This is a genomic window from Pseudomonas pisciculturae (assembly GCF_015461805.1).
In the GTDB taxonomy this organism is placed as follows: domain Bacteria; phylum Pseudomonadota; class Gammaproteobacteria; order Pseudomonadales; family Pseudomonadaceae; genus Aquipseudomonas; species Aquipseudomonas pisciculturae.
In genome coordinates this window covers 80,146-102,333 of the sequence record NZ_JACVZE010000002.1, presented here as the reverse complement: position 1 = coordinate 102,333, position 22,188 = coordinate 80,146, and the positions used below count along the sequence as shown (strand labels likewise).

General features: G+C 60.7%; 19 protein-coding genes. 5 read left to right on the top strand and 14 right to left on the bottom strand.

The window, feature by feature from the left end; genetic code table 11:
* Window positions 1–4 precede the first annotated feature (4 nt).
* Entirely contained in the window at window positions 5–1,378 is a 1,374-nt protein-coding gene (gene creD / locus ICY20_RS06110) for a cell envelope integrity protein CreD (protein ID WP_194937142.1), read from the top strand.
* 204 nt (window positions 1,379–1,582) lie between these two features.
* Here creD and ICY20_RS06105 read toward each other — a convergent pair whose 3' ends face one another.
* The 8 genes from ICY20_RS06105 to ICY20_RS06070 all read right to left on the bottom strand — a co-directional run bounded on the left by ICY20_RS06105 (window position 1,583) and on the right by ICY20_RS06070 (window position 10,523).
* The gene (locus tag ICY20_RS06105; RefSeq protein ID WP_194937141.1) at window positions 1,583–2,212 is read right to left on the bottom strand and encodes a glutathione S-transferase family protein; all 630 of its coding nucleotides are present in this window, start codon (window positions 2,210–2,212) and stop codon (window positions 1,583–1,585) included.
* Window positions 2,213–2,353: 141 nt separating this feature from the next.
* On the bottom strand, window positions 2,354–2,536 hold the full coding sequence (locus ICY20_RS06100; protein ID WP_194937140.1) for a hypothetical protein: 183 nt from the start codon (window positions 2,534–2,536) through the stop codon (window positions 2,354–2,356).
* On the bottom strand, window positions 2,533–3,627 hold the full coding sequence (locus ICY20_RS06095; RefSeq protein WP_194937139.1) for a PepSY-associated TM helix domain-containing protein: 1,095 nt from the start codon (window positions 3,625–3,627) through the stop codon (window positions 2,533–2,535). Before ICY20_RS06095 ends, ICY20_RS06100 begins: the two co-directional genes overlap by 4 nt.
* A gap of 64 nt (window positions 3,628–3,691) precedes the next feature.
* Window positions 3,692–6,100: a TonB-dependent siderophore receptor gene (locus tag ICY20_RS06090; RefSeq protein WP_194937138.1), complete on the bottom strand. Its 2,409-nt coding sequence runs from the start codon at window positions 6,098–6,100 to the stop codon at window positions 3,692–3,694.
* A 212-nt stretch (window positions 6,101–6,312) separates the two neighbouring features.
* Entirely contained in the window at window positions 6,313–7,311 is a 999-nt protein-coding gene (locus ICY20_RS06085; RefSeq protein ID WP_228758338.1) for a FecR domain-containing protein, read from the bottom strand.
* Window positions 7,278–7,796 carry an RNA polymerase sigma factor gene (locus tag ICY20_RS06080; protein WP_159961314.1) on the bottom strand — a complete coding sequence of 173 codons (519 nt, stop codon included), beginning with the start codon at window positions 7,794–7,796 and terminating at the stop codon, window positions 7,278–7,280. Before ICY20_RS06080 ends, ICY20_RS06085 begins: the two co-directional genes overlap by 34 nt.
* Window positions 7,797–7,896: 100 nt before the next feature.
* Window positions 7,897–8,604 (bottom strand): 3'-5' exonuclease, encoded by a 708-nt coding sequence (locus ICY20_RS06075; RefSeq protein WP_159961312.1) that lies wholly within the window; start codon window positions 8,602–8,604, stop codon window positions 7,897–7,899.
* The gene (locus tag ICY20_RS06070) at window positions 8,601–10,523 is read right to left on the bottom strand and encodes a putative nucleotidyltransferase substrate binding domain-containing protein (protein WP_194937136.1); all 1,923 of its coding nucleotides are present in this window, start codon (window positions 10,521–10,523) and stop codon (window positions 8,601–8,603) included. Before ICY20_RS06070 ends, ICY20_RS06075 begins: the two co-directional genes overlap by 4 nt.
* A 245-nt stretch (window positions 10,524–10,768) precedes the next feature.
* Between ICY20_RS06070 and ICY20_RS06065 the strand changes: the two genes are divergently transcribed.
* Entirely contained in the window at window positions 10,769–11,215 is a 447-nt protein-coding gene (locus ICY20_RS06065) for a response regulator (RefSeq protein ID WP_159961308.1), read from the top strand.
* 335 nt (window positions 11,216–11,550) lie between these two features.
* Window positions 11,551–11,901 (top strand): hypothetical protein, encoded by a 351-nt coding sequence (locus tag ICY20_RS06060; RefSeq protein ID WP_194937135.1) that lies wholly within the window; start codon window positions 11,551–11,553, stop codon window positions 11,899–11,901.
* Between the two features lie 169 nt (window positions 11,902–12,070).
* Here the strand turns inward: ICY20_RS06060 and ICY20_RS06055 are convergent, their stop codons facing one another.
* A complete protein-coding gene (locus ICY20_RS06055; protein WP_194937134.1) occupies window positions 12,071–14,248 on the bottom strand; it encodes a malate synthase G in 2,178 nt (725 codons plus the stop codon).
* Window positions 14,249–14,514: 266 nt separating this feature from the next.
* On the opposite strand from ICY20_RS06055, the gene ICY20_RS06050 reads away from it, so the two are divergent.
* Complete coding sequence (locus ICY20_RS06050; RefSeq protein ID WP_194937133.1) at window positions 14,515–15,027, top strand: glycine cleavage system protein R; 513 nt, start codon at window positions 14,515–14,517, stop codon at window positions 15,025–15,027.
* 223 nt (window positions 15,028–15,250) lie between these two features.
* Here ICY20_RS06050 and rarD read toward each other — a convergent pair whose 3' ends face one another.
* The 5 genes from rarD to ICY20_RS06025 form a co-directional block, all read right to left on the bottom strand.
* Window positions 15,251–16,135, bottom strand: a complete 885-nt coding sequence (rarD, locus tag ICY20_RS06045) for an EamA family transporter RarD (RefSeq protein WP_194937132.1) — start codon at window positions 16,133–16,135, stop codon at window positions 15,251–15,253.
* Window positions 16,136–16,272: 137 nt separating this feature from the next.
* Window positions 16,273–17,247 (bottom strand): serine/threonine protein kinase, encoded by a 975-nt coding sequence (locus ICY20_RS06040; RefSeq protein ID WP_101273295.1) that lies wholly within the window; start codon window positions 17,245–17,247, stop codon window positions 16,273–16,275.
* A 171-nt stretch (window positions 17,248–17,418) separates the two neighbouring features.
* Window positions 17,419–19,317: a PhoX family protein gene (locus ICY20_RS06035; protein ID WP_194937131.1), complete on the bottom strand. Its 1,899-nt coding sequence runs from the start codon at window positions 19,315–19,317 to the stop codon at window positions 17,419–17,421.
* A gap of 79 nt (window positions 19,318–19,396) precedes the next feature.
* The gene (locus ICY20_RS06030) at window positions 19,397–20,161 is read right to left on the bottom strand and encodes a TOBE domain-containing protein (protein ID WP_159961296.1); all 765 of its coding nucleotides are present in this window, start codon (window positions 20,159–20,161) and stop codon (window positions 19,397–19,399) included.
* Window positions 20,162–20,215: 54 nt separating this feature from the next.
* A complete protein-coding gene (locus tag ICY20_RS06025; RefSeq protein ID WP_194937130.1) occupies window positions 20,216–20,950 on the bottom strand; it encodes a ComF family protein in 735 nt (244 codons plus the stop codon).
* A 92-nt stretch (window positions 20,951–21,042) separates the two neighbouring features.
* Here ICY20_RS06025 and bioB point away from each other — a divergent pair, with 92 nt between their 5' ends.
* Window positions 21,043–22,098 carry a biotin synthase BioB gene (gene bioB, locus ICY20_RS06020; RefSeq protein WP_159961292.1) on the top strand — a complete coding sequence of 352 codons (1,056 nt, stop codon included), beginning with the start codon at window positions 21,043–21,045 and terminating at the stop codon, window positions 22,096–22,098.
* Window positions 22,099–22,188: the final 90 nt, after the last annotated feature.

The window sequence follows — 22,188 nt, the reverse complement described above, 5'->3', positions numbered from 1 at the left end:
CCCCATGAACCGCAGTCTGCTTTTCAAACTCGGCGCGATTGCGCTGCTGATGCTGGTGTTGCTGATTCCATTGCTGATGATCAACGGCATCATCGCCGACCGCCAGTTCACGCGTGATCAGGTGTTGGACGACATTGCCCGCAGCTCCAGTTACAGCCAGCGCCTCGCCGGCCCGGTGATGGTGGTGCCGTATCGCAAGACCGTGCGCGAGTGGAAACTCAACGAAAAGCTCAACAAGCGCTACGAGGAAACCCGTGAAGAGCGCGGCCGCCTGTATTTCCTGCCGGACCATTTTGAGCTGGACGGCAAAGTGCAGACCGAGCTGCGTGCCCGAGGCATCTACCAGGCGCGGCTGTTCCACGCCGACAACCGCATCAGCGGGCGGTTCGAGTTGCCTGCGCAATTGGGCATCACCGAAGACTTCGCCGATTACCGCTTTGAGCCGGCATTCCTGGCGGTGGGCATCAGCGATATTCGCGGCATCGAAAACGCATTGAAACTGGAGCTGGGCAGCCAACGCCTGGAGTTTGAGCCGGGCTCCCAAGTGGACTGGCTGGGTGAGGGCGTGCACGTGGCGTTGCCTGAGCAGGACATCAAGAAGCCCTATGTCGTGGATTTTGCGTTCGACCTGCGCCTGCAAGGCACCGAACAACTGCAAGTGGTGCCGGTGGGTAAGATCAGCCAGGTTTCGCTCGCCTCCAACTGGCCGCATCCGAGCTTTATCGGCAACTTCCTGCCGGCCCAGCGTGAAATTACCGACCAGGGCTTTACCGCCAACTGGCAGACCTCTTTCTTCTCCACCAACCTCGAACAAGCCCTGCAAAGCTGCCTGAACGGCCAGGGCTGCAAAGACTTCAGCAACCGCAGCTTCGGCGTCAACTTCATCGACCCGGTAGACCAGTACCTCAAGAGCGACCGCGCGATCAAATACGCACTGTTGTTCATCGCCCTGACGTTTGCCGGCTTCTTCCTGTTCGAAGTGCTCAAGAGCCTGGCCGTGCACCCGATCCAGTATGCGTTGGTGGGCTTTGCCCTGGCGTTTTTCTACCTGCTGCTGTTGTCGTTGTCCGAGCACATCGGCTTCGCCATGGCCTACCTCATCTCTGCCGGTGCCTGTGTGTTGTTGATCGGTTTCTACGTATGCCATGTGCTGCGCAGCATCACCCACGGCCTGGGCTTTTCGGCGGCGTTGGCGGCGTTGTATGGCTTGTTGTACGGGTTGTTGAGTGCTGAGGATTACGCGCTGCTGATGGGCTCACTGTTGCTGTTTGGCTTGCTGGGTACGGTGATGGTACTGACGCGCAAACTGGACTGGTATGGGGTGGGCAAGCGCAAGACGGTGGAGCCGTTGCAGTTTGATCTGGAGGCGGTGCAATGATTGGGTTGCGTGAGGATCAGCAGATGAAGGCCAGTCTTGTCGACTATCTCAACCACATCGCCGGCCAATGTGGGAGGGGCGGTGCGACGATTCGACTTGCCCCCGATGGCGGTGGATCAGCTATAGAGATATCAACTGACAGTCCGCTATCGGGGGCAAGTCGAATCGTCGCACCGCCCCTCCCACATTGGACTTCAGTGACTTTCAGACCGGGGGTTGGGTCTGCTGCATCGAAGGGCGCCCGCTGACCTCGGCATACCAGGCCGCAAGCATCGGGTTATCCAACCGCCATTGCATATCCGGATGGCGGAAATCCAGGTAACCCAAGGCGCACGCCACGCTGATCGCGGCGATATCGAAGTGGCTGGTCAGCTCGGCAATCGCATCCGCTTCCAGCTCGGCGAGGCTGCGGCGGATCTTGTTGCGCTGCTCGTCGAGCCATTGGTCCCAATGTTTCTCCACCGGGCGCAGGGCGCTTTCGTAGCGCACCAATACGGCAGCATCCATGATGCCGTCGGCCATCGAGGCCAGGGTCAAGCGGCGCCAGCGGGCCGAGCCGTCGCGGGGGATCAGCGGGTTGCCGACGTGCTGGTAGTCGAAGTAGTCGAGGATCACCCGGCTGTCGTGCAGTACCGAACCGTCGGCCAGGCGCAGGGCGGGGATCTTGCCCACGGGGTTGCCTTGTACCACATCGGCGTCCGGGGCAACGGGTGTTGGAACGCAGGCTTGCAGGGTTACGCGATCTTGCTGGCCCGTCTCGATCAGCAGCACGCGCACTTTGCGTACGAAGGGGGAGGCCGGGTTGTGGAACAAGGTCATGCTGGGGGCGGACATGGGCATTCCTCAATGTGGGCAGTGGCTAGCCTAGAGGTATCGAAGGTGTTTTTGAAGGCCTCTTCGCGAGCAAGCCCGCTCCCACATTTGTTTGGGTTCACACGGTCAAATGTGGGAGGGGGCTTGCCCCCGATAGGGCCATTAGGCCCGCCGCCGCAACAACCCCCATACACCAATGACAGCCGGCACCCCCAACCCCACCCAACCCAACGAATCCCACCACCCATCCCCCAGCAACGCCGAAAACAGCCCGGCGGCGCTAAGCAGACCAATCCCCAGCGGAATCCCGAATACCTTCCAGAAGCTCGACTGACGGGGCTTCATGTTTTACGCCTCACGATCCACAGGTAAACCCCGCTGCCCAGCACGATGATGGTCAGCACATCCAGTACTGCCCACAAAATCTTCATCGGCATGCCGCCGTAATCACCGAAGTGCAGCGGCTGGGACATGCCCATGGCGTCCATGTACCACGGCCGTTCGGCGATGGCGGTGACGGCCAGGGTGCTGGCGTCGATCAGTACCGGCGTGAGCAGGTGCGAGGTCAGGTGAGTGCTGCCCTTCATAAATACCGCGTAATGGTGCTCGCTGGAAAAGCGCGTGCCGGGGAAGGCAATGAAGTCTGGCTGCATGCCGGGTGCGGCTTTGGCGGCGATGCTCAGCAACTCGCTGGCGGGTGCGCGCTGGGTCAGCGGTGGCGCGTGTTTGTAGGGCTCGATCATGGCGCTGAGGCTGTCTTGGCGCCAGGCGGCGATGATCAGGTCGGCGCAGGCGCTGATTACGCCGGTTACGCCCACCACTAAGGCCCAGGTGAGGGTGACCACGCCGATCAGGTTGTGCAGGTCGAGCCAACGCAGGCGGGTGGATTTGTCCTGGCGCACCGTGGCGAATTTCAGGCGGCGCATGAACGGCAGGTACAGCACCGTGCCCGAGACAATCGCCACCACAAACAGAATGCCCATGAACGCCAGCAGCAACTTGCCCGGCAGGCCGGCAAACATATCCACATGCAGACGCAGCAGGAACAGGGTGAAGCCGCCATTGGCCGATGGCATCTCTACCGCATCACCGGTGCGCGCATCGAGCATGAAGGTGTGGGATGCATTGGGCTCGGTGCCAGCGGTGGCGGCCATGATCGCGATCACGCCGTTCTGGTCGTCCTCGTCCCAGGCCAGGTACTGCATGGCTTCGCCGGGGCGATGGGCCTGGGCCTTGGCCACCAGTTGCTCCAGGTTGAGTTGGGGCGTGCCTGCGGGCATCTGTGCCAACTGTGGCTCGTTGCCCAGCAGGTGGTCGATCTCGTGGTGGAACACCAGCGGCAGGCCGGTGAGGGCGAGCAGCAGCAGGAACACCGTGCAGATCAGGCTGGTCCAGGTGTGGATAAAGGACCAGCGGCGGATGGTTTTGCTTTTCATCGTTCATCCAAATGCAAAAGGGCCACGGCGCTGCCGTGACCCTTGGGTTTCTGCGATCAGCGTATTACCACTTGTAGTTCACCGCTGCGACGACATTGCGCTCGTCGCCGTAATAGCACCAGGCACCGTCGCAGGTCGACAGGTAGTCTTTGTTGAAGATGTTCTTGGCGGTGACGTCTACCGAAACACCGGCCAGCACTGGATTCAGTCGGCTCAAGTCGTAGTGCACGGCGGCGTCATACACGGTGTACGAGCCCACGTGGCCGTTAGCCGTATTGGCCGTGTTGCCGTAGGTGTCGCCGACATAACGCACGCCGGCGCCGATGCCAAAACCGTCCAGCACGCCCGAATGCCAGGTGTAGTCAGACCACAGCGACGCCTGGTTGCGTGGCACCAACTTCATGCGGTTGCCCTTGTCGTCACCCTTGAGAATCTCGGTGTCGGTGTAGGTGTAGGAACCCACCAGTTTCAGGTTGTCGGTGACCTCCGATGTGGCTTCCAGCTCCAGGCCGCGCACGCTGATTTCACCGATCTGGCTGGTGACGTTGTTTTGTGTGACCGAAACATTTTGTTGGCGCAAATCAAACACCGCAGCCGTCAGCAGGGTCTTGCTGCCAACAGGTTGGTATTTCACACCGACTTCGGTCTGCTTGCCTTCGGTGGGTTTGAACGACTGGGTCGCACTGGCGCTGGCGCCAGCGGTGGGCTGGAACGACTCGGTGTAGGAAATGTAAGGGGTGACCCCCGAATCGAACACATAACTCAGGCCGGCGTTGCCGCTGAACGCCTTGTCGCGCTGGGTGTTTGTGGCGTCATTCTTGTCGAAAAACGTAGTGCCGGTGTGAATCCAATCTTCACGCCCGCCCAGGGTCAGGCGCCAGTTGTCCAGGGCGATCTGGTCCTGGATATACAGGCCGGTCTGCACGGTCTTCTGGTTGTAATCGTAGAACGTCATCGGCGTGCCAGCCGGGCGTGGCTGGTTGTAGATCGGGCTGTTCGGGTTGATGCTCGCCGCGTTGCCTTCGACCCAGTGGTAGTCGGAGGTAGTGCGCTGGTGGTCCAGGCCCAGCAGCAGGGTGTGGCTCAGGGCGCCGGTCTGGAAATCGGCCTGGAAGTTGTTGTCTACCGCCAGTTGCGCGATGTCTTCGTCGACTTTGTCGTAGATGCGCGCCAGCATGCCGTCCGCGCCCACGGCCGTGTCGCCGTAGCTGGAATAGGTGGTGTTGAAGGCCAGCTCGCTCTTGGTGTAGCGCAGGTTTTGCTTGAACTGCCAGACATCGTTGATGCGATGGTCAAAGGCGTAGCCCAGGGCGTAGTAGGTGCGGTCGTAGTAGTCCTGGTCCGGCTCGCCGAGGTTCTTGTGATGGGAAATCTTGCCGGCTGGCGAGCCCAGCTTGGTGCCTTGCAACGGCAGGAACTGGCCGCTGATGCCTGTGTCGTCGCGGGTGAATTGCGAGAGCAGGGTCAGGTGGGTGTCGTCGTTGATGTTCCAGGTCAGGCTGGGCGCGATGTTGTAGCGCTTGTCTTCGATGTGATCGATAGGCGTACCGCTGTCGCGCACCACGCCATCGACACGGTAGAGAAACTGGCCTTCATCGTCGATCTTGCCGGTGCTGTCGAAGCTGATTTGCTTACGGTTGTTGCTGCCGACTTCGGCACGCACGGCATTGCTGCTCTCTGCTTGTGGGCGACGGCTGACCATATCGAGCATGCCGCCCGGCGGGGTCTGGCCGTAGACCGAGGACGCAGGGCCGCGCAGCAGTGTCACGCGGTCCAGGTTCCAGGTTTCCTGTTTCGGGTTGGCGTAGGAGCCTTTAGGCAGCGGCAGGCCGTCGAGGAATTGGGTCGGCTCGAAGCCACGCACCCGCAGCCAGTCGGCGCGCGAATCGCTGCCGTAGCTGCTGGCGATGACACCGGGCATATAACGTACGGCGTCGTCGAGGTTCTGCACGCCACGGTCTTCCATTTGTGCACGGGTGACCACAGACATCGAGCGAGGCGCCTCGACGATTGGCGTATCGGTCTTGGTGCCAGCGGCGGTGCGAGTGGCCACATAGCCGTCAACCGGGCCCCATGCGCTTTCGTAGCTGCCTTGGCCGGTGATGTTGGTTTCTGGCAGTGCTACCACGCCTTCTGGAATGGCCACCAGCGTGTAGGTCCCGGCACTGCTTTGCTCCAGTTGCAGGCCTGTGCCACGCAACGCTTCACGCAGTGCGCCCTGTGGGTCGAACTGGCCCTGCACCGGCGCCGAGGTCTTGCCTGAGGCCAGCGCCGGGTTAAGGGTCAGCGCAAGGCCGGCTTGGCTGGCGATTTGGTTCAGGGTGCTGGCCAATGGCGCCGCCGGCAGGTTGTAGGCCCGCACGCTGGACGCTTGCTCGGCGGCGATCAGCGAAGTACTGGCCAGCGGGGCGCTGAGGGCGATGGCCAGGGCTAACAGGCTGGGGCGCAACAGGGTGTCTAGCGTGCGGGACATAGGGAGGCTCCTGAATGGAAATATTTCTCAATTGCCTAGGTGCCGAGCGAGAATCGAAAAGTGATAGGGCTGGGTGGAAATATTTTTTGCCTGGGGTTTTTTTGGGGGGGGTTGAGGGCCTCATCGCGGGCAAGCCCGGCTCCCACAGGGGAATGCATTTCAAGGTGGGAGCTGGCTTGCCTGCGAAAGCAATCGCCCAGGCACCAAAAAACTCAAGGCTTGGCGCTTACGGTCACCCACCACGGCGTATGTTGCTCGATCTTCACCGGCAACGTCGGCAGCAACGCATTCAACGCCAACGTCGTGTCATGCAGCGGGAAACTCCCGGTAATGCGCAAGTCCGCCACATTCTTTTCCACACCCAGGTGCCCGGTGCGATACCGCGCCAGCTCCGCAACCACATCCCCCAAGCGGGCGTTGTCCACCACCAGCATGCCGCGAGTCCAGGCGTCGGTAGCCGGGGTCACGGCCAGCGTAGGGCCCAGGCCGTCGCTGCGCATCAGCACTTGCTGGCCTTCCTTGAAGATCTGCTCTTTTTGTACCGACTCAGGCTGGGCGCCCACTGCCGACTGCAACACGCTCAAGCGCGTGGCGTCGTCTTCACGCTTGACGATAAACCGCGTGCCCAACGCCCTCAGGCTGCCATCGCGGGTTTGCACGTAGAACGGCCGCGCATCGTTATGGCCGGTCTCGACCAGGATCTCGCCTTCCTGCAACACAATCAGTCGGCGTTTTTCATCAAACCGCACGTCGATGGCGCTGTGGGTGTTGAGGTTGATCAGCGTGCCGTCCGCCAGTTTCAGCGTGCGCTGCTCGCCGGTGGCGGTGCGTTGGTCGGCCAGCCAATAGTGGATCGGTACAACGCGCTCGCCAGCAAACAACGCCAGGCCAATGACCACGGCGATACTCGCCAGACCGCTGCCCAGCTTGCGTACCCGCTGGCGAATGCCTTCGCGTGACTGCAACAACGCCACCCGCGCCGGGCCGCAGGCCATGCTGAAACGCCGGTCGAGCATGCCCAACTGGCGCCAGGCGCGGGCGTGCTCTTCATCGCTGGCCAGCCATTTGTCGAACTCTTCCTGCTCAACAGTACTGCCATCGCCGGAGTCGAGGGACAGTTGCCAGGCAATCGCCGCATCCAGCACGCGGGACGAGACCGGTTTGGAGCTGACCACGCTCACTGCGGCTCGCCATACAGGGCGATGTAGCATTGGCGGATGCCTTGGGCCAGGTATTGGCGCACGCGGGGCACTGACACGCCGAGGCGTTGGGCGATTTCGGCGTGGGCCATGCCGTCGAGGCGGTTATAGAGGAAGGCGGCGCGGGCCTTGCTCGACAGCTTGCCGAGCAGGCGGTCGATGGCCTTGAGGTCTTCGAGGATCAGTTGCTGCGCTTCGGGCGAGGGGTGTTCGCTTTCGGGGATCAGCATCAGCTCGGTGAGGTAGGCCTGCTCCAACGCGGCGCGACGGAAGTAGTCAAATAGCAGGCCCTTGGCGATAGCCACCAGGAACGCCCGTGGCTCGCGAGGTTCGCGCAACTCGTCACGGCCCAGCAGGCGCATGAAGGTGTCCTGGCTCAGGTCTTCGGCGCGGCTAGGGCAGGCAACGTTGCGCCGCAGCCAACCCAACAGCCAGCCACGATGGTCGCGATACAACGCGCCAACCAGCTCACTGTGAGGGTTTGGGACCGACGACAAGGCATCACCGAATAAACAAGGGGTTTAAACTAACGAGAATTATTCGCGATTGTGTCAGGGCCGCAGAGTGGGCGCAATGGGCGTTTGTCGGGAGATGAGATTAAAACGATGGCGCTTGTTTGCGCCGTTTCCATTGGTTCAAACGCTCTTGCAACGCCTGCGGCGTGTCGATGTGCTGTTGGCGCGCGCGGCTAAACAGGATCAGCATCAGCTCGGCCGTGGCCAGGGCATCGGCGCTGGCGTGGTGGCGCTCGCCCACGTGCAGCTTGAAGTGGTTGATCCAGTCGTCCAGCCCGGCTTCACGGATGTGTGCGTCGGGGCACAGCAGCGGGGCAATCTCTGCAACATCGAGAAACGGATGGGCCAGGCGATATCCCAGGCTGTCCTTGAGTGCCCGGCACAGCATGTGTTGGTCAAATGGCGCATGAAACGCCAACAACGGGCTGTCGCCGACAAAGGCCATGAAGTCCAGCAGCGCCTCCACCGGGTCGCTGCCGGCGGCGATGGCACTGGGGCCCAGGCCGTGGATCAGCACACTGGGGCTGAGCTTGGTCTCAGCCCGTTGCAGGGTGCGCTCGAACATCTGTGAAAAATCCACCGCGCCGTCTTCAATCACCACCGCGCCGATGGACAGCACTTGGTCGCGGTTGAGGTTCAGGCCACTGGTTTCAAGGTCTACCACCACCCAACGCTGGCTGCGCAGAGCTCCGTCCCCCAGCGCGGCGGGTTTGGGCAACTGCGCCAGTCGCTGCTGTTGTTCGGTGTCGAGCCCGGGTTTTTTCGCACGCAACCAACTGAACAAGCTCACAGCTGATACCGCAACGTCAGGCTGCTTTGCAGGCGTTGGGCCTGGCGCAGGGATTCGCGCAGGATGCGTCGGTCCAGGTGGTTGAGGCTGTCGGGGTCGACGCGGTTGGAGTACGGCTGGTTCTCGCGGGTTTGTAGCTGATGCTGCTGCATGCGGGTTTGCTGGATAAAGTGGTACGCCTCCTCATAGGCCGCGCCGTCGAGGGGCTCAATGACCTCCTTAACCACCAGTTGGCGCAGGCGCTCCAAGGTATTGTTGGCGTGAATGCCATTGGCCAGGGCCAGCAGGCGTGCGCCGTCGACAAACGGAGTGAGGCCCTGCACTTTGAGATCCAACGTGGCTTTTTCCCCACCTTTACGAGTGAGCACGAACTCGCGGAAACGTCCTACTGGCGGGCGCTGGCGCAACGCGTTCTCGGCCAGCATGCGCTGGAACAGGCGGTTGTCCCCCACCTGGTCGAGAATGCCCTGGCGCAGTTGCTCGCAGCCACGCTCATCGCCCCACACCACTCGCAGGTCGAAATAGATACTTGAACCCAGCAGGTTCTCGGGCGTGGCCTCACGGATAAACGCCGCGAAACGTCGCGCCCATTCGGCCCGCGACAGGCACAGTTCGGGGTTGCCGGCCATGATGTTGCCCTTGCACAGGCTGAACCCGCACAGCGCCAGGCTTTGGTTGATCTGCTGCGCCAGCGGCAACAGCCGGGCACGGATCGCTGCCGCGTCGGCGGCGTCCTTGGCGTCAAACAGGATGCCGTTGTCCTGGTCGGTAAACAGCGTCTGCTCGCGGCGGCCTTCGCTGCCAAAACACAACCAACTGAACGGCACGCCAGGGTCGCCTTTTTCGGCGAGCGTCAGTTCGATCACCCGGCACACGGTGTGGTCGTTGAGCAACGTAATGATGTGGGTGATCTGGGTAGAGGACGCGCCATGGGCAAGCATGCGCTCTACCAGTTGGCCGATTTCGCCGCGCATCGCCACCAGGTTTTCAACCCTCGGCGCGTTGCGGATGGTTCGGGCCAGGTGCACCAGGTCCACGCGTTGCAGCGAGAACAAGTCGCGCTCGGACACCACGCCACACAGGCGCTGCTCCTTGACCAGGCACACATGGGCGATATGCCGTTCGGTCATTGCAATCGCGGCGTCGAAGGCGCTGTGGTCGGGGCTCAAAAAGAACGGCGCCTGGGTCATATGCCCTTCGATGGCCTGATTGAAATCACTGGTGCCATCGGCCACCACCTGGCGCAGATCGCGCAGGGTGAAAATCCCCAGGGGCGCCTTGTGCTCGTCAACGATCACGATGCTGCCCACCTGCTGCTCATGCATCAGCGTGACCGCTTCACGCAACGGCGTTTGCGGGCTGCAGGTGACCGGGTGGCGCATGGCCAATTCGCCCAGGCGGGTGTTCAGGGAGTATTGGGTGCCGAGGGTTTCCACGGCTTTTTGCTGCACCTGCTGGTTGACTTGGTCGAGCAGGCTGCTGACGCCGCGCAGGGCGAAGTCGCGAAATGGGCTGGAGAGGGCGAACAACTTGATAAACGCCGGCTTGTTCAATTGCAGGCAGAAGGTGTCTTCGGCAGCTTTATGCTCGGTGCGGGTGGCGCGCTCACCCAATAGCGCCGCGAGGGGGAAGCACTCACCGGTGGTGATTTCGAAAGTGGTCTCTGATGATTCCGGCCGCTCGCCCACAACGCGGCCCTGCTTGACGATGTAAAAGTGCTCCACCGGCCCGCCTGATGGCTTGAGGATGCTGTCGCCAGGGCCGAAGAACCGCAGCTGGCACTGTTCAACCAGAAACGCCAGGTGGGCGTTTTCCATTTGGTTGAACGGCGGGAAACGTTGCAGGAACTGCAAGGTGCCGTGGATATTCTGCAACACAGCAGTTTTCCCCGCCTGGGCGAAGGCATCAGCTTTACTCATAACAGTGACCGCATTTTTTTGTCGTTATCGTGCCTCATGGTCGGCTCCCGCACGGCGGGTGCCCATTGGACGTAAGTCTAGGTCGATACAAAGGCCACATACCTAGGGAAAAACCTTACATGAATATCGTCCAAACCCCGTAGAACGCCCACTAGGCAAACTTTCCGACGAAGTGCACATTGTTCGCCCTTCCGCAGATGTCTGACGAGTGTGCTGGGAGATTGATGAGAACTGCTGAGAACCGTATGTCCGACCACGATATTTTGAGTGATGCCGAGCGCGAGGCGCTGAGCGCCGTGATGCTGGAGCCTGATTTACCGCCGCAACGGGTGTTGATCGTCGACGACGACAAGGACGCCCGTGAACTGCTGGCGGAAATCCTGGGGCTGGACGGTATTCGCTGCATGACTGCCGACAGTGGTAAGGCGGCGTGGGAATTGTTGAAGTCCAGCAGCTCCATTGGTTTGCTGATCACCGATTTGCGCATGGCGCCCAGCAATGGCCTGGAACTGATCCGCCAGGTGCGCAGCTCCACGCGGGCGGCGCTGCCGATCATCATCATGTCCGGGGACGCCGAAGCGCCCGATGTGATCGATGCGATGCATTTGAGTGTGGTGGACTTTTTGCTCAAGCCGATTGATAGCGTGAAGTTGGCGAAGATGGTGAAGCGCGAGCTGGGGATGGCTTCCTGATTTTGTGGCAGCGTTGAGGGCCTCATCGGGGGCAAGCCCCCTCCCACATTAGATAGGCGCCGCGGTCAAAATGTGGGAGGGGGCTTGCCCCCGATGGGTCCCTAAGAGTCACCACAGAGCCCAAAGAAAAAGCCCCGATCTCTCGATCGGGGCTTTTTCATTCACATGATCATTCATCGCTTTGAGTTCTCGAATCAGAAGGTCGCGATAAAGGCCGTTGGTCGATCAATCATTCGTACTGTCATTTCTCACAGTAGCGGCGACGTGATGCGGAGTATTTACTGGTCACGTAAACGTTGACCAATGCTTCGTCACCCATGAGCAAGAGGCCCATTATGAACTCGCCGAACGGAAACTTGATCAGAAAAGAGCTCAACGAACTACATGCCAAGATTAAAAATGGAAAAGGCTCTGCAACGATTCACTATTCTTTTAACGAAGAACAGAAAACCTTCTTGGACCCCAGAATCGGCGATAGCCTGATTAGAACACTGATATCCGATGTCGGGGGGACGGAGACAGCTTTGGCCTTGCACTACCCGGGCGAGCTTCAGGCGGGACGCAATGAGTTTTCTCTAACAGATTTACGTAGCGTCGCGTTTTACCTAAATACCTTTGACACTTATACAGTCCCCCAATCAGGCACTGTAGAGGTTTCAGTTGTATTTTCAGGTACCGGGGCATGATGAAATCGCCACGATTACAGGAACGATAACGGATGCAGTGGTCAGCAAAGGCGGCACTGATCAGGTTAGATTTTGGGGAGAGTTCGATTACATCTTTCCTGACCGCTCCAACCCTTGATAAAAAAGGCCCTGATTTCTCAATCAGGGCCTTTTTATTTGCAGCGCTTGTTTACAGGCCGTTTTTGGCCTTGAACTCTCGACGCCGACGGTGCAACACCGGCTCGGTATAGCCGTTAGGCTGCTTGGTGCCCTCAATCACCAACTCCACCGCTGCCTGGAACGCGATGTTGCTGTCGAAATTCGGTGCCAGCGGGCGGTACAACTTGTCCCCGGCGTTCTGACGGTCTACCACTGGCGCCATGCGCTTGAGGCTTTCCAGCACTTGGGCTTCGTTGACGATGCCGTGGCGCAGCCAGTTGGCGATGTGCTGGCTGGAGATGCGCAGGGTGGCGCGGTCTTCCATCAGGCCTACATCGTTGATGTCTGGCACTTTGGAGCAACCGACGCCCTGGTCGATCCAGCGCACAACGTAGCCAAGGATGCCCTGGGCGTTGTTGTCCAGCTCGTTGCGGATCTCTTCGTCAGACCAATCTGAATTGGTGGCCAGAGGAATGGTCAGGATGTCGTCCACCGAAGCGCGTTCGCGCTTGGCCAACTCGGCCTGGCGGGCGAATACGTCGACCTTGTGGTAGTGCAGCGCATGCAGCGCAGCCGCCGTCGGCGACGGAACCCACGCGGTGTTGGCGCCGGCCAGTGGGTGGGCGATTTTCTGTTCGAGCATCGCCGCCATCAGGTCGGGCATGGCCCACATGCCTTTGCCGATCTGCGCACGGCCTTGTAGGCCGGTGCTCAGGCCGATATCGACGTTCCAGTTCTCATACGCGCCGATCCATTTTTCTGCCTTCATGGCTGCCTTGCGCACCATCGCGCCGGCTTCCATGGAGGTGTGGATCTCGTCGCCGGTACGGTCGAGGAAGCCGGTGTTGATAAACACCACGCGCTCGCTGGCCGCTTTGATGCAGGCCTTGAGGTTGACCGTGGTGCGGCGCTCCTCGTCCATGATCCCGACTTTCAGCGTGTTACGCGGCAGGCTCAGCACGTCTTCGATGCGACCGAACAGCTCGTTGGTGAACGCGGCTTCTTCCGGGCCGTGCATCTTCGGCTTCACGATGTACACGGAACCGGTGCGGCTGTTCTTGCGGCTGTTGTTGCCGTTGAGGCTGTGGGTCGCGGCGAGGCTGGTGACCAGACCGTCGAGGATGCCTTCCGGTACTTCGTTGCCGGCGTTGTCGAGGATCGCGTCGATGGTCATCAGGTGACCGACGTTACGCACGAACAACAGCGAACGCCCGTGCAAGGTCACGTCATTGCCATCCACGCCGGTGTAAGCGCGGTCGGCGTTCATGGTGCGGGTGAAGGTCTTGCCGCCCTTGGCCACTTCTTCGGCCAGGTCGCCCTTCATCAGGCCGAGCCAGTTGCGGTAGATCACCACTTTGTCATCGGCATCGACGGCGGCGACGGAGTCTTCGCAGTCCATGATGGTGGTGAGCGCGGCTTCCATCAGCACGTCTTTGACGCCGGCGGCGTCGGTCTGGCCGACCGGGGTGCTCGCGTCGATCTGGATTTCGAAGTGCAGGCCGTTGTTTTTCAGCAGGATCGCAATCGGCTCGGCCGCAGGGCCTTGGAAACCGATCAGTTGCGCATCGTCACGCAGGCCACTGTTACTGCCGCCCTTGAGGCTGACGATCAGCTTGCCATCAACGATCTTGTAGCCAGTGGAATCGACATGGCTGCCGGCGCTGAGCGGCGCGGCTTCGTCGAGGAAGGCGCGGGCGAAGGCAATCACCTTGTCGCCGCGAACCTTGTTGTAGCCCTGGCCCTTTTCGGCACCGTCGGCTTCGCTGATGGCGTCGGTGCCATACAGCGCGTCATACAGCGAGCCCCAGCGCGCATTCGAGGCGTTGAGGGCAAAACGGGCGTTCATCACCGGCACGACCAGCTGTGGGCCGGCCATGCGGGCAATTTCGTCGTCGACGTTTTGGGTCGTGGCCTGGAAGTCTGCGGCTTCTGGCAGCAGGTATCCGATGTCTTGCAGGAAGGCCTTGTAGGCCACCGGGTCGTGAGCCTGGCCGGCATGGGTCTGGTGCCAGGTATCGATCCGCGCTTGGAAATCATCGCGTTTGGCGAGTAGGGCTTTGTTCTTCGGTGCCAGGTCATGGATGACCTTGTCGGCACCGGCCCAGAACTGGTCGGCAGTAATGCCGGTGCCGGGAATGGCTTCGTTGTTCACGAAGTCGAACAGGACTTTGGCGACCTGCAGGCCACCGACTTGAACGTGTTCAGTCATTGCTTGCCTCACTCTGCACAGCTTAAGCGCTTTTTAGATTTTCATTATGTAGTGCACGGTTGGGCATACTACATGATGACTTGCGGTTGTGAAAATTAGACTAAATACGTCGTTTAGCGACCCACTTTGGTCGTACGGTCACAGCGGAGAACGGGATGTTCTCAAAAAACTATTGGATTGTTCCAGATAAATATAAAAATGGTACACGATTTGTTTTCGGTGGCTGCCGAGTCCACCTTGTAGATTGAATTCCTGAGGGCTGTGCCATGGACCATCTTGTACTCACAATTATCGCCGCCGACAAACCCGGCTTGGTTGAACGCGTCGCGCAGAACATCGCCGCCCACGGAGGCAACTGGCTGGAAAGCCGCATGGCCCACATGGCTGGGCAGTTTGCGGGCATTCTGCGGGTCAGCGTTCCTACGGAGAACCGTCAGGCGTTGGTGGGGGCGCTGGAGGACTTATCCACACACGGCATTCGCGTGCTGGTGGGTGAGGGCAGCAGCGGGCAGGCGTCGGCGTCCAAGTCGATTGTGATGACGCTGGTGGGCAATGACCGTTCGGGCATCGTGCGTGAGATCACAGCGTTGCTGAGCCAGAAGGGCGTGAACCTGGCGAGCCTGAGCACCGATGTGCGCCCGGCGCCCATGAGCGGTGACCCGTTGTTCACTGCCGAGGCGCTATTGCAGGTGCCTGCGACCTTATCCTTGGACACCTTGCAGCTGTCCCTGGAAACCTTGGCCGATGACTTGATGGTGGAACTGCACCACGAGGAATAATCTGCCCACAAGGTTATGCATCTAAATCTTGCATGGGCCTGTGGATAACCTGTAGAGACCCGGCGCCAGGCCACGCCGGCCGGGCTTTACGCTTATTTGAGCAAAAAACGAGCAATTTCAAAAGCTTGTGCACAAATGGCGGGGACCAGGCTGTGGATAACCTTGGGGTGGATGTCTGCAAGCCACGCCAGCTGCGGCTTGCAGAGGTTTGTACGTTATTTGATCAGCGTTTGCGCACGCTCAACCAGATATCCACGCTGTACACCACCAGACCGGCCCAGATAAAGGCAAAGGCGGTGAGGGTGCTCGGCGCCAGGTGTTCACCGAACAGCAGCACCGCTTCGAGCAGCACCAGCGTCGGTGCGACGTACTGCAAAAAACCCAGGGCGGTGTAGGGCAAATGCCGTGCAGCAGCGTTGAAACAAACCAGCGGGATCAGCGTAACCGGGCCGGCGGCGACCAACCACCAGGCTTCGGATGTGCTCCAGAATTCCAACTGCGCACTGTGTGCGGTCGGGTTGAACACGAGCCAGGCGATGGCTATCGGTACCAGCATCCAGGTTTCCACCACCAAGCCCGGTAGCGCCTTGACCGGTGCCTGCTTGCGGATCAGCCCGTAGAAGCCGAAGGTCAACGCCAGTACCAGCGACACCCACGGCAAACTGCCCACCTGCCACACCTGTTGTGCCACACCCACTGCGGCGAGCCCAACGGCGACCCATTGCAGGCGACGCAAGCGCTCGCCCAGGAGCAGCATGCCCAGCACCACATTCACCAGCGGGTTGATGTAGTAACCCAGGCTCGCTTCGAGCATGCGCCCGGTGTTTACCGACCACACGTAGGTCAGCCAGTTGCCCGCAATCAACGAACCGCTCAGCGCCAGGATCGCCAGGCGCTTGGGGTTGTCGCGCAGCTCGCGGAACCAGCCGGGGTGCTTCCACACCATCAACAATAAACCGCCGAACAGCGCGGACCACAACACGCGGTGCACGATGATCTCGGCGGCGGGCACGCTGGCGATGGCTTTGAAGTAGAGCGGGAACAGACCCCAGATGACATAGGCGCTCAGGCCCAGGATGTACCCCTTGCGGGGGTTGGCGGCTTGCATTGCAAAAATCCTTGCTAGGTGTGTATGTGGCCTGCTCTTTGTGGGAGGGGGCTTGCTCCCGATAGCGGGGTATCAGTGATGCATGTGTTGACTGACACTCTGCAATCGGGGGCAAGCCCCCTCCCACCTAAAAGCAGTTAAAACAGTTTCAGAGGCTCTTCATTCAGGGCCGACAACTGCTCGCGCAACGCCAGCACCTGATCGCCCCAATACCGCTCGCTGCCAAACCACGGGAAGCTGTGGGGGAACGCCGGGTCGTCCCAACGCCGTGCCAGCCAGGCGCTGTAGTGCATCAGGCGCAAGGCACGCAGAGGTTCGATCAGGGCCAATTCACGGGGGTCGAAGTCGTGGAATTCCTGGTAGCCGTCCATCAATTCCGACAGTTGGCCCAGGCATTCCTGACGATCTCCGGCGAGCATCATCCACAGGTCCTGCACCGCCGGGCCCATGCGGCAGTCGTCCAGGTCGACGATATGGAACATCTCGTCGCGGCACATCATGTTGCCGGGGTGGCAATCGCCGTGCATGCGAATGTTCTTGTGCGGGGTGGCCTTGTAGACCTCTTCCACACGCTTGAGCAGGTCGCGGGCCACGGACTCGTAGGCCGGCAGCAGGCTCTTGGGAATAAAGTTGCCTTCGAGCAGGGTGTTGAGGGAGTCGTGGCCGAAGTTCTTCACGCCCAGTGCTTCGCGGTGTTCGAACGGGCGCGTGGAGCCCACCGCATGCAAACGGCCGAGCAATTGCCCGAGGCGATAGAGTTGGTCGAGATTGCCGGGCTCCGGCGCACGGCCGCCACGGCGAGGGAATAGGGTGAAGCGGAAACCCGCGTGTTCGAACAGGCTTTCACCGTTGTGTATCAGCGGCGCCACCACGGGTACTTCGCACTCGGCCAGTTCGAAGGTGAAGCGGTGTTCTTCCAAAATCGCTTCGTTGGTCCAGCGCTGGGGGCGGTAGAACTTGGCGATCAGCGGCTCTGAGTCTTCGATGCCCACCTGATACACGCGGTTTTCGTAGCTGTTGAGCGCCAGTACACGGGCATCGCTGAGAAAACCGATGCTTTCGACGGCGTCGAGAACGAGGTCGGGGGTGAGTGTTTCAAACGGGTGGGCCATGCGAACTCCTGCGCGCAGCAGGGCGCCGCGTCCGGCCGGGTATGGTAACAGCATAGATAGGTGGTGGCTGTGCGGACGCCTTCGCGAGCAAGCCCGCTCCCACATTTGACCGAGTTTCAACATGAGAATGCGGTCAAATGTGGGAGCGGGCTTGCTCGCGAAGAGGACTTATCAGGCGCCGACAATCCCACCATCATCCCGCCGAATCGCCATCACCGACGAGCGCGGCTTACCGTTCGGCAGATGCTCAGGCCAGGTCGAACCACCGGTTTCACCCGGATGCTGAATCCCCACAAACAAGGTCTTCTGATCGGGCGAAAAGCTGATGCCTGTCACCTCACACGCCACCGGCCCGACCATGAAACGGCGGATTTCCCCGGTGCTTGGGTCGGCGCACAGCATCTGGTTATTGCCCATGCCGGCGAAATCGCCTGCGTTGCTGTAGTCCCCATCCGTAAGAATCCACAAACGCCCAGCCTTGTCGAAACCCAGGCCGTCGGGGCTGTTGAACATGTTCTGCGGGTTGATATTCGATGAGCCGCCTTTTGGCGTACCGGCATGCACGCCGGGGTTACCGGCCACCACAAACAGGTCCCAAGTGAACGTCGAGGCGCCGTGGTTATCGGCGTCGGCCTTCCAGCGCAGGATCTGGCCGTAGACGTTCTTCTCACGGGGGTTGGGCCCACCCACCGGCTGGCCGTCTTCACCACGCTTGGCGTTGTTGGTGAGGGTGCAATAGACCTGGCCGTCGGTGGGGCTGACGACGATCCATTCCGGGCGGTCCATGCGCGTTGCCTTGACCACACTGGCGGCCAGGCGTGCGTGGATCAGAACCTCGGCCTGGCTGGCGAAACCTGTGCTGGCGTCGATGCCGTTTTTGCCGAAGGTCAACTCAACCCATTGACCTTTGCCCTCGGGGTGGTCGGCATTGCCGTCGCCCGCGTCGAAGATCGCAACAAACAGGGTGCCATGGTCGAGCAGGTCTTTGTTGGCCTTGGGGTTCTTGTGGTTGATCTTGTCGCGGCTGACGAACTTGTAGATGAACTCGCCGCGTTCATCGTCGCCCATGTACACCACGGCATGGCCGTCGCGGGTTTCAGCGAGGGCGGCGTTTTCGTGTTTGAAGCGGCCCAAGGCGGTGCGTTTGGCCGGGGTGGACTTGGGATCGAATGGGTCGATTTCCACTACCCAGCCGTGACGGTTGAGTTCATTGGGGTTCTTGGCCATGTCGAAGCGCGGGTCGTGCGGGTGCCAGTTGATGTCTTTGCTGGCAGCCACTACGCCGTAGCGTTTTTGCCCGGCGTCGAAGGTTTGCTGTGGGTTGCTGCTACCAAAGCAGTCGGTGAAGTTTTCTTCGCACGTCAGGTAAGTGCCCCACGGGGTCATGCCGTTGGCGCAGTTCTGGAAGGTGCCGAGCACTTTAGTGCCGGTTTTGTCGGCGCTGGTTTTCAGCCACTCATGCCCAGCAGCGGGGCCGCTGAGGCGGATCGGCGAGTTGCCGTGGATGCGGCGGTTGTAGCGCGAGTCCTGCACGAACTGCCAAGTGTCGCCCTGGCGCCGCACTTCAATCACCGACACGCCTTCACTGGCCAGCGCCTTGCGCACTTCTTCGGCCGATTGCGGCGCGCCGCCGTGGGCGAAGAGGTAGCGGTAGTTGGTGTATTCGTTGTTGATCGCCATCAGCGCCCGGTTGTTGTCACCCGGGAAGGGGAACAGGCTCATGCCGTCGTTGTGGTCGCCGAATTGCTGTTCCTGGGCCGCCGCCGTGCCGTTACCGGACGGGTCGAAGGCCGGTGCGGTCTTGCTCAGTGGTTGCCCCCAACTGATCAGCACCGAGGCGCTGTAACCCGGCGGCAGGGTGATGGCGTCGCTGGTGGCAGCGGCGATGCTGTTGAAACCCAGCAGCGGGCTGGCGCTGGCGGCGTTGACGGCCAGGGCGCTGCGGCTCAGCAGGTTGCCCCCCAGGAACATCGCGGCACCGCACAGGGCGCCGGCGCCGATAAAGCGGCGGCGGGTGAGGCCAACCATCTGTTCGAGGTCGGTGGCTTGGTTTTCTTCTAATAGGCTCATCACGGGCTCCCTGTGGTTTTTGCAGACACCATAAGGAGCGCGCGTGACGAAATGGTTGCAGTTTAAAGACGGCGGTTATTCAGGCTGGTGTTCCCAGTAGCACATTACTGGGGGCGAACTGCACTTGAATGGCTTGGCCCTCGGCAGCGCTCAGGGTTTTGAGTGTGTCGGGTTGCGCCAAGGCGCATAGCACCTGGCCGTTGGGCAAGGTGATACGGACTTCGCTGGGGCCACCGTCGGCGTCGAGCAGGGTCTCGATAACGCCGTGCATGCAATTGTGTCCAGGTGTTGCAGGTGCGTCAGCTGCGAGCAGCTCCAGCCAGCCAGCTTTGATCAACGCGACCACTTCCACGCCAATCTCCAGTTCGAGCCGTTGGGTGCTGTCGTGGGTGATCTGCGCATCGAGGCTCAGGCCACCGGCCAGTTGCAGGCGGATCAGGTCGTTGCGCCCGTGGCTTTCAATCGCAATGACCTGGCCGTGCAACTGGTTGCGCGCGCTGGTGCGCAGCATCAAGCGGCCCAGCAGGTTGAAGTCGCTGGCGGCTTCGTCCGAGCCCAATATCTCGGCCTGCAACACTTGCAGGCGTTGGTAGAGGCGCAACACCCGCTCACCCTCGGCCGACAACTTGGCGCCGCCACCGCCTTTGCCGCCGACGCTGCGTTCTACCAAAGGTTGTTGCGCAAGGTTGTTCAGTTCATCAATCGCGTCCCACGCGGCCTTGTAACTCAGGCCAGCGCTTTTTGCGGCACGAGTGATCGAGCCCTGCTCGGCGATATGCCCCAGCAAGGCAATGCGCTGGGGGCGACGGATGATGTGTTGGCTGAGGGATGTGGGCAGAGACATGGCGATACGCTTCGATGAGATGGGCCGAACGTTGCGGGCAAGGGGCTGCCGGCGTCAAGTCAGCTTGGGCGTGCGGGCCAGGCAAAACACGTCGACTTGCTGCGCGCCGGCATTCATCAATAGCCGCGCCAGGCTATGAGCGGTGGCGCCGGTGGTGAGCACGTCGTCGACCAGCGCAAAGTGTCGGCCTTGCACCTGGGCATTGGGCGCCAGGGCAAAGGCGCCCAGCAGGTTGCGTTTGCGGGTTTTGGCATCAAGGTCTTGTTGCGCGACGGTTTCATGGGGGCGTAACAACAACTGTTCATCGTGTTGGATATCGAGGTCTGCGCTGAGCCAGCGTGCCAGCATCACCGCCTGATTGTAGCCGCGTTCCCGTAAGCGCTTACGGGCCATGGGCACTGGCAACAGGCAGTCGGGGCGGGCGAGCCCGGTGCTGTCGAAGCGGTGTTGCAGGTGGCGGCCCATCAGATTTGCCAGCAGGCGCCCATACGGCCAGCGCGCCTGGTGCTTGAAGCGACTGATCAGGCTGTCCACCGGAAAGCTGTAGGCCCAAGGGGCGATCACCTGTTTAAACGCAGGGGGCGTTTTCAAACATTGCCCGCAAATCAAACCGTCCATCGGCAGGGGCAGGGCGCACACCTCGCAGTGCTCCATCAACCAAGGCAGCTCTGTTTCGCAGACGTTGCACACGCAATCGGCTGAATCTGTGGCTTCATCGCACACTAAACAGTTCTGTTCGTTTTTTAGCCAGATGTAAACCTGGTGTTTGTAGTCTGGTTGACAGTGCATGAATCTTCCTTAAATATGCCGAGCATCCGTGTCGTGTCTGTGGGTATTGCCCTTCCCGCAGCGCTTGCCAAAGCATAATCAAGGAATCGCCCATGAGCGCCAGCATCACCGCCACCTTGCGTCACGATTGGTCTCTCGCCGAAGTCAAAGCGCTGTTCGTGCAGCCGTTCAATGACCTGCTGTTCCAGGCGCAGACCGTGCACCGCGCGCATTTCGACGCCAACCGTGTGCAAGTGTCGACGCTGCTGTCGATCAAAACCGGCGCCTGTCCGGAAGATTGCAAATATTGTCCGCAGTCGGGCCACTACAACACCGGCCTTGAAAAAGAAAAGCTGATGGAAGTGCAGAAGGTCCTCGAAGAGGCTGCCCGCGCCAAGGCCATCGGTTCGACCCGTTTCTGCATGGGCGCTGCCTGGAAGCACCCGTCGGCCAAAGACATGCCATACGTGTTGCAGATGGTTCAAGGCGTCAAGGCCATGGGCCTGGAAACCTGCATGACCCTCGGTCGCCTCGATCAGGAGCAGACCGAAGCCCTGGCCCAGGCCGGTCTGGACTACTACAACCACAACCTTGATACCTCGCCGGAGTTCTACGGCAGCATCATCACCACCCGCACCTACAGCGAGCGCCTGCAAACCCTGGCCTACGTGCGCGATTCGGGGATGAAGATCTGCTCGGGCGGCATCCTCGGCATGGGCGAGTCCCTTGATGACCGCGCCAACCTGCTGATCCAACTGGCCAACCTGCCGGAGCATCCGGAGTCGGTGCCGATCAATATGCTGGTGAAGGTAGCGGGTACGCCGCTGGAGAATGCCGAAGACATCGACCCGTTCGATTTCATCCGCATGCTGGCCGTGGCGCGCATCCTGATGCCGCAGTCCCACGTACGCCTGTCGGCCGGCCGTGAAGCGATGAACGAGCAGATGCAGGCCTTGGCGTTTTTTGCCGGGGCTAACTCGATTTTCTACGGTGACAAATTGCTGACCACCGCTAACCCGCAGGCCGACAAGGACATGCAACTGTTCTCGCGTCTGGGGATCTTGCCGGAAGCGCGTGAAGAGCACGCCGATGAAGTGCACCAAGCGGCGATCGAGCAGGCGTTGGTGGAGCAGAAGAGCAGCGAGCAGTTCTACAACGCCGTGGTTTGACGCCTATCTCTCTATTGGAATGCAATCCAGTGTGGGAGCTGGCTTGCCTGCGATAGCGGTACTTCAGACACATCAATGCTGAATGTGCCG